This window comes from Pseudomonas corrugata, assembly GCF_001269905.1.
Lineage (GTDB): Bacteria > Pseudomonadota > Gammaproteobacteria > Pseudomonadales > Pseudomonadaceae > Aquipseudomonas > Aquipseudomonas corrugata.
The window spans coordinates 219278-234506 of record NZ_LHVK01000005.1 but is presented as its reverse complement, the minus strand read 5'-3'; the positions used below and the strand labels follow the sequence as shown (position 1 = coordinate 234506).

General features: G+C 61.9%; 11 protein-coding genes and 2 pseudogenes. 10 read left to right on the top strand and 3 right to left on the bottom strand.

Annotated elements, in window-relative coordinates; genetic code table 11:
* Positions 1-253: 253 nt before the first annotated feature.
* The 6 genes from AD665_RS07810 (at position 254) to AD665_RS07785 (ending at position 7173) form a co-directional block, all read left to right on the top strand.
* On the top strand, positions 254-1132 hold the full coding sequence (locus AD665_RS07810; protein WP_053191678.1) for an esterase/lipase family protein: 879 nt from the start codon (positions 254-256) through the stop codon (positions 1130-1132).
* 95 nt (positions 1133-1227) lie between these two features.
* The gene (locus tag AD665_RS07805) at positions 1228-1509 is read left to right on the top strand and encodes a peptidylprolyl isomerase (protein WP_016774509.1); all 282 of its coding nucleotides are present in this window, start codon (positions 1228-1230) and stop codon (positions 1507-1509) included.
* 133 nt (positions 1510-1642) lie between these two features.
* Entirely contained in the window at positions 1643-3511 is a 1869-nt protein-coding gene (locus AD665_RS07800) for an extracellular solute-binding protein (protein ID WP_053191613.1), read from the top strand.
* A complete protein-coding gene (locus tag AD665_RS07795) occupies positions 3511-4569 on the top strand; it encodes a microcin C ABC transporter permease YejB (RefSeq protein ID WP_053191611.1) in 1059 nt (352 codons plus the stop codon). Before AD665_RS07800 ends, AD665_RS07795 begins: the two co-directional genes overlap by 1 nt.
* Positions 4569-5591 (top strand): ABC transporter permease, encoded by a 1023-nt coding sequence (locus AD665_RS07790; protein ID WP_053191609.1) that lies wholly within the window; start codon positions 4569-4571, stop codon positions 5589-5591. The genes AD665_RS07795 and AD665_RS07790 overlap by 1 nt, the downstream gene beginning before the upstream one ends.
* Entirely contained in the window at positions 5569-7173 is a 1605-nt protein-coding gene (locus tag AD665_RS07785) for an ABC transporter ATP-binding protein (RefSeq protein WP_053191607.1), read from the top strand. Before AD665_RS07790 ends, AD665_RS07785 begins: the two co-directional genes overlap by 23 nt.
* Positions 7174-7199: 26 nt before the next feature.
* Here the strand turns inward: AD665_RS07785 and AD665_RS28110 are convergent.
* The 3 genes and pseudogenes from AD665_RS28110 to AD665_RS07775 form a co-directional block, all read right to left on the bottom strand.
* Positions 7200-7646 (bottom strand): annotated as a pseudogene (locus tag AD665_RS28110) (methyl-accepting chemotaxis protein); the annotation flags it as partial.
* Positions 7647-7754: 108 nt separating this feature from the next.
* Positions 7755-8534 (bottom strand): annotated as a pseudogene (locus AD665_RS28105) (PAS domain-containing protein); the annotation flags it as partial.
* Positions 8535-8702: 168 nt separating this feature from the next.
* The gene (locus AD665_RS07775) at positions 8703-8918 is read right to left on the bottom strand and encodes a TIGR02450 family Trp-rich protein (RefSeq protein WP_053191604.1); all 216 of its coding nucleotides are present in this window, start codon (positions 8916-8918) and stop codon (positions 8703-8705) included.
* Between the two features lie 179 nt (positions 8919-9097).
* On the opposite strand from AD665_RS07775, the gene AD665_RS07770 reads away from it, so the two are divergent.
* The 4 genes from AD665_RS07770 (at position 9098) to AD665_RS07755 (ending at position 15095) form a co-directional block, all read left to right on the top strand.
* Positions 9098-10513 carry a sigma-54 interaction domain-containing protein gene (locus tag AD665_RS07770; RefSeq protein WP_053191602.1) on the top strand — a complete coding sequence of 472 codons (1416 nt, stop codon included), beginning with the start codon at positions 9098-9100 and terminating at the stop codon, positions 10511-10513.
* Between the two features lie 281 nt (positions 10514-10794).
* Positions 10795-12186 carry a GntP family permease gene (locus AD665_RS07765; RefSeq protein ID WP_024781229.1) on the top strand — a complete coding sequence of 464 codons (1392 nt, stop codon included), beginning with the start codon at positions 10795-10797 and terminating at the stop codon, positions 12184-12186.
* A gap of 7 nt (positions 12187-12193) precedes the next feature.
* The gene (gene hbdH, locus AD665_RS07760; protein ID WP_053191600.1) at positions 12194-12970 is read left to right on the top strand and encodes a 3-hydroxybutyrate dehydrogenase; all 777 of its coding nucleotides are present in this window, start codon (positions 12194-12196) and stop codon (positions 12968-12970) included.
* 169 nt (positions 12971-13139) lie between these two features.
* Positions 13140-15095, top strand: coding sequence for an acetoacetate--CoA ligase (locus AD665_RS07755; protein WP_053191598.1), 1956 nt, complete (start codon positions 13140-13142; stop codon positions 15093-15095).
* Positions 15096-15229: the final 134 nt, after the last annotated feature.

Genomic DNA, 15229 nt, shown 5'->3' with positions numbered 1-15229 from the left:
TCGCAGGCTCGCAGTCAGACAAGACGACAGCGTGGGTGGTCCCCTTGCTCTTGAGACTGTAGCTGCATGCAACGGGGCCTATCAGAAGCATCCCGAAACCAAACACATCATTCGGCCACTTTTCTGATTCTTCCGGCCTTCTCTAGTCCGTTTTCGGTCGGCCACAGCGGTTTCTTCCTACACCCCAGGGCAGGAGCCTGCATTACAGTGGTGTCGCAAATTCAACATGAACCTCTTCGAAAAAGGTACGAACATGCAACGGAATGCAACCACTCAATTTCCTATCCTGTTGGTACACGGTTTGTTCGGGTTTGACAGGGTCGCAGGCTCCGAACTTTTCCAAGGCATCAAGCAGGCACTGCGCCGCGCCGGTGCACGGGTATTCATTCCCTACCTGTCGGCAACCTACGCCAATGAGGCTCGGGGTGAAGAGTTACTGGCCCAGATTGATCGGGTCCTGAGCGGAACCGGGGCCACAAGGGTCAACCTGATCGGACATGGCCAAGGTGCATTGGCGTCCCGTTACGCCGCCGCACTGGCACCCACGAAGGTCGCCTCGGTGACGTCGGTCAGCGGCCCCAACCACGGCTCCGAACTGGCCGACTTCCTGCGCAAGGCCCTCACGCCCGGGCGCCTGCCGGAGCATGTCGCAAGCAGAGTCGCCACGTTATTTGTCGACTTCATTTCATTGTTGAGCGGCCAGGCACAGCTACCACACAACGCCATCGCCGCATTGGCGGCACTGACCACCGAAGGCGTGGGCGCATTCAATGACAAATACCCGCAAGGCTTGCCCAGGAGTTGGGGGAGCAAAGGACCGGATCAGGTCAACGGCGTGCGTTACTACTCCTGGAGCGGCACGTTGCAAGACATACCCGGCGCAGGACCCGAGGCAACGCCCCCTTACCAGGCATTCTGTCGGGCGTTTTCCGAGTACTTCATTACTGAAGCCGGACAGAACGATGGCCTGGTGGGTCGTTTCAGCTCGCATCTGGGCAAGGTCATCCGCTCCGACTATCCGATGGATCATATGCAGGCCATCAATCAACCGTCAGGGTACGCGCACAAGGGGGCAACCCCGCTGGAACTTTATGTGCGGCACGCCGAACGCCTGCGCAAAGCAGGCCTGTGATCGGCAGGTTCAAGGTTTTGACGCATTTTTGACAACAAACCCTTTAATGATTCCGGTAGGCTCACTCCCTTTAAATCCATTGAAAGGAATTTCCCATGGCCAAAGCCACTGCCCGCCACATCCTGGTTTCCAGCGAAGACAAGTGCAACGAACTCAAGGCTCAGATCGAAGCCGGTGCCGATTTCGCCGAAGTCGCGAAAGCCAACTCGTCGTGCCCGTCCAGCCGTCAGGGTGGCGACCTGGGTTCGTTCGGCCCAGGCCAGATGGTCAAGGAGTTCGACACCGTCGTGTTCAGCGCGCCGATCAACGTGGTGCAGGGCCCGGTCAAGACCCAGTTCGGCTATCACCTGCTGGAAGTGACCAGCCGCCAGGACTGAGGGTAACGGTGGCGAGGGAGCTGCTCCCTCGCCACAGCAATCTCCTCGCCACACCTCTGACCACAGGACTGGCGACCAGCGCGCCGCTCGCGTACAAATCGTGGTCATCGACTACCCGGCGTTAAGGCTGACAATGCGACTGGCGTTTTCCTCACTGTTCTTGACTGCCGCGCTCCTGCTGACAGGCGCCGCAGGCGTGACTGCCGCACCGCAACATGCCTTGACTGTCTACGGCGAACCGGCCAAATACCCCGCGGGCTTCAGCCATTTCGCCTACGCCAACCCCCAGGCCCCCAAGGGTGGCACCCTGCGCCGCTCGGCCATCGAGATCGGCCAGTTCGACCACCTGCTGCCCTACATCGACAAAGGCATCGGGGTCAGCCAGATCGACGGTTTGCTGTATTCCCCCCTGGCCCAGCGCTCCCTGGATGAGCCCTACACCGTGTACGGCCTGGTCGCCCAGGGCATGGAGCGCGCAGGCGACGGCCTGTCCCTGCGCTTCTACCTGAATCCCAAGGCCCGATTCGCCGACGGCAAGCCCATCACAGCCGAGGACGTGCGCTACAGCTTCGACCTGCTGATGACCCAGGGCAGCCTGCGCTATCGCACCCAGTTCGCGGCCGTTAAAGGCGTCGAAGTCGAAGGCGAGCGCACCGTTCGCTTCGATTTCAAGAACAACGAAAGCCGCACCTTGCCCCTGGACATCGCCACCCTGCCGGTATTTCCCGAGCACTGGTGGAAAACCCGCGACTTTGCCAGCGGAGGCGGTTATGAAGCGCCGCTGGGCAGTGGGCCATACCGGGTCGGCAAGGTGGATTCCGGACGCAGCATTACCTTCGAACGCAACGCCGACTGGTGGGGCAAGGACCTGCCGGTCAGCCGCGGGCTCTATAACTTCGACCATTTCAGCATCGAGTACTTCGGCGACACTGATGTGGCGCGCCAGGTGCTGCGCGGCGGCGCCTACGACTACAACCGCGAATTCTCTGCCACAGGCTTCTCTATCGGCTACGACAGCCCGGCGCTGCGCGACGGGCGCCTGCAGAAAGCCCACCTGGCCACCGAAGCCCCGCAGATCGCCCAGGGCTTCGTGTTCAACCTGCAAAAACCGCAGTTCCAGGATCGCCGCGTACGCCAGGCCCTGGCGATGCTCTGGGATTTCGAATGGAGCAACCGGCAGATGATGCGCAACCTCTATGTGCGTCAGCAGAGCTTTTTCTCCAACACGGACCTGGCCGCCCGACAGCTGCCCGATGCCAGCGAGCTGGAGATCCTTGAACCGTTGCGCGGAAAAATCCCCGAAGAGGTCTTCACCCAGGTGTTCCAGGCCCCGAAGACCGACGGCAGCGGCGTGATTCGCGACAAGCAGTTGCAAGCCCTGGCGCTGCTGGAGCAGGCCGGCTGGAAACCCGACGGTGATCGCCTGGTCAATGCCGAAGGCGAGCCGCTGAGCTTCACCTTCCTCAACAGCCAGAACGGCATGGATCGCCTGCTGCTGCCCTACAAGCGCACCCTGGCGCAGATCGGCATTGACATGAGCATCCGTCGCATCGACCCATCCCAGTACGTCAATCGCCTGATGAGCCGTGACTACGACATGATTGTCACCGGCTACCCGGTCAGCACCTCGCCCGGCATCGAACTCTACAATTACTTCGGCTCGGCGGCGGCCAACGACCCGGGCGCCAACAACTACATGGCCCTGCAGAACCCCGCCGTCGACACTCTGATCGACGGGCTGGTCAAGGCCACCACCCAGGACGACATGCTCCGTCACGCCCACGCCCTGGACCGGGTGTTGCAATGGAATTACTACTGGATTCCCAACTACTACCCACCGGGCAGCTCGACCGTGTGGTGGAACCGCTTCGGCATGCCGAAGGTGCAGGCCGCCAATGACGAAGCAATCGAAAGCTGGTGGGAAGTCAGCACCACACCGTTGACCAATGAGCAGATGACCGCCGAGCGAATCAGGCGTGGCAGCTCTGGAGGACGTCACTGATGTGGGCCTATGTAGTGCGACGCCTGCTGCTGATCATTCCGACCCTGGTGATCATCCTGCTGGTCAATTTCGTCATCGTCCAGGCTGCCCCGGGTGGCCCGGTGGAACAGGCCATCGCCCACCTGCAGGGTATTGGCGGCGCCAGCGTCGGCAGCTCGGGCAATGCCATGACCGCCAGCTCCCGGGCCAGCCGCGGCCTGGACCCGCAACTGATCAAGGACATCGAGAAACAATACGGCTTTGACAAACCGGCCCATGAACGCCTGTGGCTGATGCTCAGCAGTTACGCCCGCCTGGACTTCGGCAAGAGCTTCTTCCGTGGCGCCACGGTCACCGACCTGATCCTGGAAAAGATGCCGGTGACCATTTCCCTGGGGCTGTGGGCCACGCTGATCACCTACCTGGTGTCGATCCCGCTGGGCATCCGCAAGGCGGTGCATCACGGCTCGGCCTTCGATGTCTGGAGCAGCACGGCGATCATCATCGGCTACGCCATGCCAGCATTCCTCTTCGCGATGTTCCTGATCGTGGTGTTCGCGGGCGGAACTCCCCTGAACTGGTTCCCGGTGCGCGGGCTGGTGTCGGACAACTTCGAATCGCTGTCAATCCTGGGCAAGATCACTGATTATTTCTGGCACCTGGTGCTGCCGGTCACATCACTGGTGATCGGCGGCTTCGCCACCCTGACCATCCTGACCAAGAACTCGTTCCTCAATGAAATCACCCGCCAATACGTGGTCACGGCGCGGGCCAAGGGCATGAGCGAGCGACGGGTGTTGTATGGCCACGTGTTCCGCAACGCCATGCTATTGGTGGTATCGGGAATTCCCCAGGCTTTCATCAGCGTGTTCTTCGCCGGGTCGTTGCTGATCGAGGTGATCTTTTCCCTCGATGGCCTGGGCCGCATGAGCTACGAGGCAGCCGTATCCCGGGACTATCCTGTGGTGTTCGGCTCGCTGTTCATCTTCACGCTGTTCGGCTTGCTGATCAAACTCATCGGCGACCTCTGCTACACCCTGGTGGACCCGCGCATCGACTTCGCCGCGAGGAACGCCTGATGTTCGGTTTCTCGCCCTTGGGCCGACGGCGTTTCGAGCGTTTCAAGAAGAACCGCCGCGGCTGGTGGTCGCTGTGGTTGTTCATCGGCCTGTTCATCCTGACCCTGGGCGGCGAGCTGATCGCCAATGACAAGCCGCTGGTGGTGAGTTATCAGGGCTCGCTGTATTTCCCGGTGTTCAAGCGCCACACCGAACAGGAATTTGGCGGCCAGCTGCCGTTCCAGGCCGACTACCGCAGCAGCTACGTGCAGAATCTGATTCACAAGGACGGCGGCTGGATGCTGTTCCCGCCGATCCCGTTCAGCGACGACACTCCCAACTACGACCTCAATCAACCGGCCCCGAGCCCGCCTACCTCCGTGAACTGGCTGGGTACCGACGACCAGTCCCGGGACGTGCTGGCCCGAGTGATCTTCGGCGCCAGGGTGTCGATCCTGTTCGCCCTGGCACTGACGGCCATCAGCGCCCTGATCGGCATCACCGCCGGGGCATTGCAAGGTTATTACGGCGGCTGGGTGGATCTGTTGGGGCAACGCCTGCTGGAAGTCTGGTCCGGGCTGCCGGTGCTCTATCTGCTGATCATCCTGTCCGGTTTCGTCGAACCGAATTTCTGGTGGCTGCTGGGGATCATGGCGCTGTTCTCCTGGCTGGCCCTGGTGGACGTGGTCCGCGCCGAGTTCCTGCGCGGGCGCAACCTCGAATACGTCAAGGCCGCCAGGGCCCTAGGCCTGACCGACCGCAAGGTAATCGTGCGGCACATCCTGCCCAATGCGATGAACGCGACCCTGAGTTATCTGCCGTTCATCCTCACCGGAGCGATTTCCACCCTCACCGCCCTGGACTTTCTCGGCTTCGGCATGCCGGCCGGCAGCGCGTCTCTGGGCGAGCTGATTGCCCAGGGCAAACAGAACCTGCAAGCACCCTGGCTGGGGCTGACGGCATTCTTCACCCTGGCCCTGATTCTTTCCCTGTTGGTGTTTATTGGCGAGGCGTTGCGTGATGCATTCGATCCCAGGTCCTGATCCGGACGCGCATGACAACCTGATCGAAATCCGCGACTTGAGCGTGGCCTTCGATGACCACGCCGTCGTGCGCAACCTGTGCCTGGACATCCGCCCCGGCGAGTGCCTGGCCCTGGTGGGCGAATCGGGTTCCGGCAAGTCGGTGACGGCTCATTCGATCCTGCAACTGCTGCCGCCAACCGAAAGCCGTACCACCGGCAGTATCCGCTATCGCGGCCAGGAGCTGGTCGGAACCCAAACCAGCACCCTGCGCAAGCTGCGCGGCAACCGCATCGCGATGATCTTCCAGGAGCCGATGACCTCCCTGAACCCGCTGCACAGCGTCGAAAAGCAGATCGGCGAAACCCTGATGCTGCACAAAGGCCTGGGCGGCAAAGCGGCACGCCAGCGCATCCTGGAACTGCTGGCCCTGGTGGGCATCCAGAAACCCGTCGAACGCCTCAAGGCCTACCCGCATCAGCTCTCCGGCGGCCAGCGTCAACGGGTGATGATTGCCATGGCCCTGGCCTGCGAACCAGAGCTGTTGATCGCCGACGAACCGACCACCGCGCTGGACGTCACCGTACAACGCAAGATCCTGTTGTTGCTCAAATCCCTCCAGCAACGGCTGGGCATGTCCCTGTTGCTGATCAGCCACGACCTGAACCTGGTGCGCAGCATCGCCCAGCGGGTGTGCGTGATGAAGGCCGGGGAAATCGTCGAGCAGGCGCCCTGCGAAACCCTGTTCAGCGCGCCGAAGCACCCCTACAGCTGTGAACTGCTGCACGCCGAGCCGGAAGGTGAAGCCCCGCCCCGGGACGAGCGCGAAGACGTGCTGCAGGTCCAGGACCTGCGGGTGAGTTTTGCCCTGGGCGGCGGATTGTTCCGGCGCAAGGAATACCTGCACGCCATCGACGGCATCAGCCTGAAAGTCCAGCGTGGCAAGACCCTGGGCATCGTTGGTGAGTCCGGCTCCGGCAAGTCCACCCTTGGCCAGGCGATTCTGCGGCTGATCGAATCCGAAGGCAGTATCCGCTTCCAGGGTCAGGCCCTCGACGCCCTGTCGCAGAAAGAGCTGCGACCGTGGCGCAAGCAGATGCAGGTGGTGTTCCAGGATCCATTCGGCAGCCTCAGCCCGCGGATGTCGGTGCAGCAGATCATCAGCGAAGGCCTTGAGGTTCACAGCCCATCCAGCGCCCAGGAATGCGAGGCCCGGGTAATTCAGGCCCTCAAGGAAGTCGGTCTCGATCCACAGAGTCGCCACCGCTACCCCCACGAATTTTCCGGTGGCCAACGCCAGCGCATCGCCATTGCCCGGGCCCTGGTGCTCAAGCCGGCCTTGATCCTGCTGGACGAGCCCACGTCGGCGCTGGATCGTACCGTGCAGAAACAGGTGGTCACCCTGCTTCGCCAACTTCAGGAAAAGTACGGCCTGACCTATCTGTTCATCAGCCATGACCTGGCGGTGGTGCGCGCCCTGGCCCACGACATGATCGTGATCAAGGACGGAAAGGTGGTCGAGCAAGGGGCAAGTCATGAACTTTTCGAGTCGCCACGTCACCCCTATACCAGAGAGCTACTGGCGGCGGCACATCCCGCATAACCCGCGGGCCAGTCTTTCTCCGCGGTTCAGGCGCTCCGTCGCTGGTCCAGGGTGTTGGCGAAATTACCCATCACCGTCACAACCTGTTGCGCGCCCCGGTGGATATCCAGGATCACCGCGCCTGCCTCGTTCACCAATGTGACCCCCTGTTCTGCCTTGAGGGTGCTCGACTGCATGCTGGTGACCGCTTGCCTGGCGAGTTCGCGGTTCTTGCCGACCACCTCGGTGATGGCGACGGTGGCCTGGCTCGTACGCCGGGCCAGGTTGCGTACCTCATCGGCCACGACCGCGAAGCCGCGCCCTTGCTCCCCCGCGCGGGCAGCTTCAATGGCGGCATTGAGGGCCAGCAGGTTGGTCTGTTCAGCAATGCCCCGGATGGCATCGACAATACTGCCAATTTCCTCGGACTGCGCGCTCAGAGCCCCTATGCCCGTTGCCACAGCCTGGAGTTCATCGGCGATGCTCTGCACGACGGTCACGGTTTTTTGCACGACGGCGGTGCCAAGCCGAGTGTGCTCATCGGTCTGTCGGGACGTCTCGAAGGCCAACTGCGCCGCCTTCGATTCGCTCTGACGTTGCTCAATCTCTGCGGTGCAATCGGTGGCGAACTTGACCACCCCATACAGATGGCCCTGGGCATCATAGAGCGGGTTGTAGGTGGCCTGCAGCCAGACGGTCGCGCCGCGCTTGTCAACTCGCTGGAAAAGCCCTCCCATGTACTCGCCCCGGTTCAGCCCGGCCCAGAAGCCGCGATAGGCTTCGCTCTGCGCTTCGCTGGACGAGCAGAAGAGACGGTGATGCTGGCCGCGTACTTCTTCCAGGCCATACCCCATTACCTTCAGGAAATTCGCGTTGGCACTCACCACCTGCCCGTTCAGATCAAACTCGATGACCGCCATCGACCGGTCAATCGCCTGGGTGAAGCTGGATTCGGCCTGGGAGCGAAGCACCTCATCGGTAACGTCGCGAACAATGCAAATAATGCGCTGTACGCCTGCATTCGCCTGGCGCACCGGAACATAATCCGCTTCCACCCAGGCCCCGTGTCCCTCGCGGGCAAGCTGCAAAAACCGATCGCTGGCACTTGCCCCCTGCAACAAGCGCTGCCACAGCGCTGCATACTTTGGACTGCGGGCGTACGCCGGGGCGCAAAATGTCTGGTGAGGCTTGCCCAGAATCTCGTCGAGCGAGTATCCAGTCATTTGCAGGAACAGAGGACTGGCGCCCAGCACTTCACCTGTCGGTGCGAGCTCGAGCACGGCCATTGAGGCATGCAAGGCATGGCACTGCGCTTCAAGGTAAGCCTGCCTGGCCTGAATTTCGTGCAAGGCCTGCTGATGCTTGCGCGTACGAATGAACATGGGCACCACTCCGGAACGTTGGATGCGTGGATCGAGCCACCTGAAGACGCAGGCGTCTTTTCGCTGGAGAGATGCCATTAAGCCATGACCGCAAAATAACTGTACAGATTTTTATTTCTGTACAATTTTTATGTGACCAGCGGCGCGCCTTCGGCCGCCCGGTCTCTTTCATTTCCAGCCAATGCGCCACCGCTTGTCATCTCGCAATTCGCGCCAGTCCAGCAGCTCCGTGCGCCCGCTGTGTACCGCTTGCAGTTCGACTTGCAGCGGCACGCCGAGCTCGTCGCAGAGGAGCCTGATGACCAGGAAATGCTTCTCTCGATTAACCGGTGCACAGGCAGTCCATTTGGAAAGCGTGAGTTTGCGAGAATTGAATGGGTTCATGGGACATCCAAAAAAATGTACAAGACAAAATCAAATGTACAACTTCCCCCTTATTGATACCACGACCCTCAGGGACTCTCGACCGAGTCGCGACGCGTCAGCTGCGTCTACGGCATAATGCCGCTGGCAACAGACTCATCAGAGGACGCCATACCCCCACCTCTTTCTGGGAATGCCCGATGCGCCCCACCGAAAACCTCAAGGATTACCAGCGCGTACGCACCCTGGCGATTCGTTCATTGTTCGAAATCATCGAGCAATCCAGCGAAGGAACGGTCATCGTCGACCGTGACGCCAACATCGTCTGGATGAACGAACGCTACGCCCGGCGCTTCGGCCTGAACTCGGCACAGGAAGCGATCGGACGAGCCTGCGAAAGCGTGATCCCCGGCAGCCTGCTGCGGGAGGTGGTGCGTACCGGACAACCGATATTGCTCGATATGCAGGAGATGCCCAAGGAGCCGCTGGTGGTGATGCGCCTACCGATCCACGACAGCGCCGGTGCGGTAATCGGCGCCATCGGTTTTGCCCTGTTCGGTGAACTGCACAGCCTGTCGCCGATGCTCAAGCGCTACCAAAGCATGCAGGAAGAACTGGTTTCGACCCGTTCGCTGCTGCGGGCACGGCAAACCAAGTACAACTTCGCCCATTTCATTGGCACCAGCAGTGCCGGGCTGGAGGTCAAGCGCCGCGCCCGACGCAGCGCCAGTACCGATTCTCCGGTGCTGCTGCTCGGCGAGACCGGCACCGGCAAGGAGTTGCTGGCCCAGGCGATCCACAGCGCCTCGCCACGGGCGCACAAGGCATTCGTCAGCATCAACAGCGCGGCGATTCCGGAATCGCTGCTGGAAGCCGAGTTCTTCGGCACGGCCCCCGGAGCGTTCACCGGGGCTGACCGCAAGGGCCGCGCCGGCAAGCTGCAGATCGCTCAGGGCGGCACGTTGTTCCTCGATGAGATCGGCGACATGCCCTTGCCGCTGCAAAGCAAACTGCTGCGCGTGCTGCAGGAAAAGGAATATGAACCGGTGGGCTCCAACGAGGTGCTGCAAAGCGATGTCCGCGTAATCGCTGCCACGTCAATGGATCTGGAAGCGGCGATCAAACGCGGCGAGTTCCGCGCCGACCTGTACTACCGCCTCAATGTGTTGCCTATCCAGGTCCCGCCCCTGCGCGAGCGCCTGGATGACCTGCCGGCCCTGAGCGAAGCAATCCTCGAAGACCTGCGCAGCCAGCACGAACTGAACCCCGATGCTCTCGACCTGCTGGGGCAACACGCCTGGCCGGGCAACATCCGCGAGTTGCGCAACGTGCTGGAGCGGGCCGCGCTGCTCAGCGATAACCTGCTGCTCACCGCCGCCGACATCCGCGCGGCCATCGGCACGTTCTCACCGGTCACCCGGACAACCAACCCAAGCCTGGAATTGCTGCCGCAGGAAACCTTCAGCCAGGCCCGGGCGCGATTCGACCGGCAGTTGATCGAAACCACCCTCGCGCAATGCGACGGCAAGGTGATCGAAGCGGCTGAGCGGCTGGGGCTGGGGCGGTCGACGCTGTACAAGAAGATGGTGGCGCTGGGGATTGCCGAGTCTCAATAGAGAGAAACACATTCTCTTTTTGTAGACAATTCCTTCCGAGCGCTTCGCGCTCATCGCGAGCAGGCTCGCTCCCACAGATGACCGCATTCCCCTGTGGGAGCGAGCCTGCTCGCGATAAGGCCATTCGAATCAAAAAATCTCAAAAAAGAGACAGCACTCTCCGTATCTCCTCAAGCCAAACAAGAAACATCATATATTTCAACAAGTTACCAACCTGGCACAAAACTCGCTAAAGCCCTCCCACCGCTTCACCACAAAAATAACAATCCAGGAGACACACCATGAGTGTGATCATTGCCTTGGCAGCCCTCGCGCTGCTGATGGTTGCCGCCTACCGTGGCTACAGCGTCATCCTCTTTGCGCCCATCGCCGCCCTCGGCGCCGTCCTGCTCACCGACCCCTCCGCCGTCGCCCCTGCCTTTACCGGGGTGTTCATGGAGAAAATGGTCGGGTTCATCAAACTGTACTTCCCGGTGTTCCTGCTCGGCGCGGTGTTCGGCAAGCTGATCGAGTTGTCGGGTTTCTCCCGCTCCATCGTGGCCGCGGCGATTCGCCTGCTGGGCACGCGCCAGGCGATGCTGGTGATCGTGCTGGTCTGCGCCCTGCTGACCTATGGCGGCGTGTCGCTGTTCGTCGTGGTGTTTGCGGTGTACCCGTTCGCCGCCGAGATGTTCCGCCAGAGCAATATTCCCAAGCGCCTGATCCCGGCCACCATCGCTCTCGGTGCGTTCTCTTTCACCATGGACGCCCTGCCCGGCACGCCGCAGATCCAGAACATCATCCCCAGCACCTTCTTCAACACCACTGCCTGGGCCGCGCCGTGGTTGGGGGTGATCGGCACGCTGTTCGTGTTCAGCGTCGGCATGCTGTTCCTCCAACGCCAGCGCAACAAGGCCCAGCGCGTGGGCGAAGGCTACGGCAGCGAATTGCGCAACGAGCCGGAAACAGCGGAGGACATCCAGTTACCCAACCCGTGGATCGCCGTTTCGCCGCTGCTGGCGGTCGGCATCATGAACCTGCTGTTCACCCAGTGGATCCCCCAGTGGTACGGCAAGACCCACAGCCTGGCGCTGCCGGGGATGGCAACACCAGTGACCAGCGACGTCGCCAAGCTCACTGCGATCTGGGCGGTTCAGGCCGCGCTGTTGGTGGGCATCATCATGGTCTTGCTGTTCGGCTTCCGGGCCATTCGCAGCAAGCTGGCCGAAGGCAGCAAGAGTGCGGTGGGTGGTGCGCTGCTCGCGGCGATGAATACCGCCTCGGAATACGGCTTCGGCGCGGTCATCGCCTCGCTGCCGGGATTCCTGGTGCTGGCCGACTGGCTCAAGAGCATTCCCAACCCACTGGTCAATGAAGCCGTGACCGTGACGCTGCTGGCTGGCATCACCGGTTCTGCATCGGGAGGCATGAGCATCGCCCTGGCGGCGATGTCCGAAACCTTCATCAATGCCGCCCACGCCGCCAACATTCCCCTGGAAGTGCTGCACCGGATAGCGGCAATGGCCAGCGGCGGCATGGACACCCTGCCGCACAACGGCGCGGTGATCACCCTGCTGGCGGTGACCGGGCTGACCCACCGTGAAGCCTACAAAGACATTTTCTGCATTACGCTGATCAAGACCCTCGCGGTTTTCGTGGTGATCGGTGTGTTCTACGCCACTGGTATTGTATGAGGTGCTTATGACGACAACTCTTTCCGGCAAGACCGCCCTGGTCACCGGTTCTACCAGCGGCATCGGCCTGGGCATTGCCCTGGTCCTGGCCAAGGCCGGCGCCGATTTGATCCTCAATGGATTCGGCGATGCGTCGGCAGTGGTCGCCGAAGTACAACAGTTCGGCGGCAGGGTTGGCCATCATCCGGCCGACGTCAGTGATCCGGCGCAGATCGCCGACATGCTCGCCTATGCCGAGCGGGAGTTCGGCGGGGTCGACATTCTGGTGAACAACGCCGGCATCCAGCATGTGGCCGCGGTGGAGGATTTTCCGGTGGAGCGCTGGGACTCGATCATCGCCATCAACCTGTCCTCGGTGTTTCATGCCACCCGCCTGAGCCTGCCGGGCATGCGCAGCAAGGGCTGGGGGCGGATCGTCAATATTGCCTCGGTACACGGCCAGGTCGGCTCGGTGGGCAAGGCCGCCTATGTCGCAGCCAAACATGGGGTGATCGGCCTGACCAAAGTGGTTGGCCTGGAAACCGCCACCAGCAACGTCACCTGCAATGCCATCTGTCCGGGCTGGGTGCTGACTCCGCTGGTGCAGAAACAGATCGATGATCGCATCGCCAGCGGCATCGACCCGCAACAGGCCCAGCATGACCTGCTGGCCGAGAAGCAGCCGTCGCTGGCGTTCGTCACCCCACCGCAACTGGGGGAACTGGTGCTGTTCCTGTGCAGCGAAGCCGGCAGCCAGGTGCGCGGCGCGGCGTGGAATATCGATGGTGGGTGGTTGGCCCAGTAACCTGTGTGAACCCTGTGGGAGCAAGGCTTGCCCGCGATGAAGGTATCTCGATTCCAAGGTGAACCGTATCGACCTCATCGCGGGCAAGCCTTGCTCCCACAGGAAGTTGATCCCGGAAGCTCCGGCTCGCTCTATAGTTTGCGTGTACATAAAGAATAAGAGATACGCCATGTCCGACATCCTCTGGCAACCCAGCCCTGAACGCATCGCCCGGTCGCGCATGAACGCCTTTCGCCAGTTCGTCAACGAACGGCATCATCTGCAACTCAGCGACTATCCCGCCCTTCACGCCTGGAGCATCGACCAGCGCGAAGCTTTCTGGCAGGCCATCGTCGATTTCTTCGGGATCCGCTTTCACCAAGCGCCCACCGAGGTACTGGTGGAAGGCGCGCAGATGCCCAGCGCCCGGTGGTTCCCAGGGGCGACGCTGAACTTTGCCGAACATTTGCTGCAACGTCGCGATACCGCGGTGGCGGTGGTTGCCATCGACGAAAACGGCGGCCAGGAACATCTGACCTGGGTTGAACTCGCGACCCACGTCGCCGGCCTGCAGAAAAGCCTGCAAGCGGCCGGTGTGACCCAAGGCGACCGCGTCGCCGCGTGCATGCCCAACACCTGGCAAACCCTGGTGGGCATGCTCGCCACCACCAGCCTGGGGGCGATCTGGTCCTGTTCGTCGCCGGATTTCGGCACCCAGGGAGTGATCGACCGCTTCGGCCAGATCGAACCCAAGGTGCTCATCACCTGCGCCGGGTATCGCTACGCCGGCAAGGTCATCGACCAACGGCCCAAGGTCAACGAGATCCTCGAACGGCTGCCGTCGCTGCAGCAACTCATCGTGCTGCCCTATGCTCAGCCGGATGCCTGCGCCGAAGACTTCACGACTCCGGCCAGCGTCGCACTGTGGGACGGGTTCTACCAAGCCGGTGGCGAGCCGCAATTCGTCGCCGTGCCGTTCGATCATCCGCTGTACATCCTGTACTCCAGCGGCACCACCGGCGTACCGAAGTGCATCGTCCATGGCACCGGCGGGGTACTGCTGCAACACGTCAAGGAACATGGCCTGCACGTCGACCTCGGCCCCGAGGATCGGCTGTTCTACTACACCACCTGCGGCTGGATGATGTGGAACTGGCTGGTGTCTGCCCTTGCCGTTGGCAGTGCGGTGGTGCTCTACGACGGCTCACCGTTCCACCCCGGCCCCGAGCGCTTGCTGGACCTGATCGACCAGCAGCGCATCAGTGTGTTCGGCACCAGCCCAAAATTCCTGGCCGCCCTGGAGAGCCAGGGCTTGAAGCCTCGACAGAGCCACGACCTGGGCAGCCTCAGGACCCTGCTGTCCACCGGCTCGGCGCTGGCGCCCCATAGTTACGACTATGTGTACCGCGACTTCAAGCCAGACGTCTGCCTGGCGTCGATGTCCGGTGGCACCGACATCGTGTCGTGCTTCGTCAACGGCAACCCGTTTTCGGCAGTGCGCCGCGGCGAGATGCAGGGCAAGAGCCTGGGCATGGCGGTACAGGTCTGGAACGAGGCCGGGCAGGCAGTCATCGGTGAGAAAGGTGAGCTGGTATGCACTCGGCATTTTCCGGCGATGCCCGTTGGTCTGTGGAACGACCCCCGGCAGGAAAAACTGCGAGCGTCCTACTTCAGCCAGTTTCCCGGCGTGTGGGCCCAAGGTGATTACGCCGAGGAACTGCCCCATGGCGGCTTCCTGATCCATGGCCGCTCCGATGCCGTGCTCAACCCTGGCGGCGTGCGCATCGGCACGGCGGAAATCTATCGGCAGGTGGAAAAGGTCGAACAGGTGCTGGACAGTGTCGCCATCGGCCAGCAATGGCAGGGCGATGTGCGGGTGGTGCTGTTTGTGCGTCTGCAAGAGGGCGTGGTCCTGGATGCCCCCCTGGAACAGCGGATCCGCCAAGTCATCCGGGCCAACACCACGCCGCGTCATGTACCGGCGAAGATCCTCGCGGTCAGCGACATTCCGCGAACCATCAGTGGCAAGGTGGTGGAGTTGGCGGTACGCAATGTGGTGCACGGCGAAGCGGTGAAAAATACCGACGCCCTGGCCAACCCGGAGGCGCTGGAGCAGTTTCGGGATCGGCCGGAGCTTACCTCCTAGGCACCACACAAAACCGCTTTCTGTGGCGAGGGGATTTATCCCCGCTGGGCTGCGCAGCAGCCCTGAATCCAGACACCGCGGTGTATTAGACAGACTTGTATTGATGGGATTGGGGGCTGCTGCGCAGCCCAGCG

Coding starts and splice junctions, on each gene's coding strand:
- AD665_RS07805 (WP_016774509.1), top strand. CDS start 1,228: ATGGCCAAAGCCACTGCCCGCCACATCCTGGTTTCCAGCGAAGACAAG.
- AD665_RS07800 (WP_053191613.1), top strand. CDS start 1,643: ATGCGACTGGCGTTTTCCTCACTGTTCTTGACTGCCGCGCTCCTGCTG.
- AD665_RS07790 (WP_053191609.1), top strand. CDS start 4,569: ATGTTCGGTTTCTCGCCCTTGGGCCGACGGCGTTTCGAGCGTTTCAAG.
- AD665_RS07765 (WP_024781229.1), top strand. CDS start 10,795: ATGAGTGTGATCATTGCCTTGGCAGCCCTCGCGCTGCTGATGGTTGCC.
- AD665_RS07795 (WP_053191611.1), top strand. CDS start 3,511: ATGTGGGCCTATGTAGTGCGACGCCTGCTGCTGATCATTCCGACCCTG.
- hbdH (WP_053191600.1), top strand. CDS start 12,194: ATGACGACAACTCTTTCCGGCAAGACCGCCCTGGTCACCGGTTCTACC.
- AD665_RS07810 (WP_053191678.1), top strand. CDS start 254: ATGCAACGGAATGCAACCACTCAATTTCCTATCCTGTTGGTACACGGT.
- AD665_RS07785 (WP_053191607.1), top strand. CDS start 5,569: ATGCATTCGATCCCAGGTCCTGATCCGGACGCGCATGACAACCTGATC.
- AD665_RS07770 (WP_053191602.1), top strand. CDS start 9,098: ATGCGCCCCACCGAAAACCTCAAGGATTACCAGCGCGTACGCACCCTG.
- AD665_RS07775 (WP_053191604.1), bottom strand. CDS start 8,918: ATGAACCCATTCAATTCTCGCAAACTCACGCTTTCCAAATGGACTGCC.
- AD665_RS07755 (WP_053191598.1), top strand. CDS start 13,140: ATGTCCGACATCCTCTGGCAACCCAGCCCTGAACGCATCGCCCGGTCG.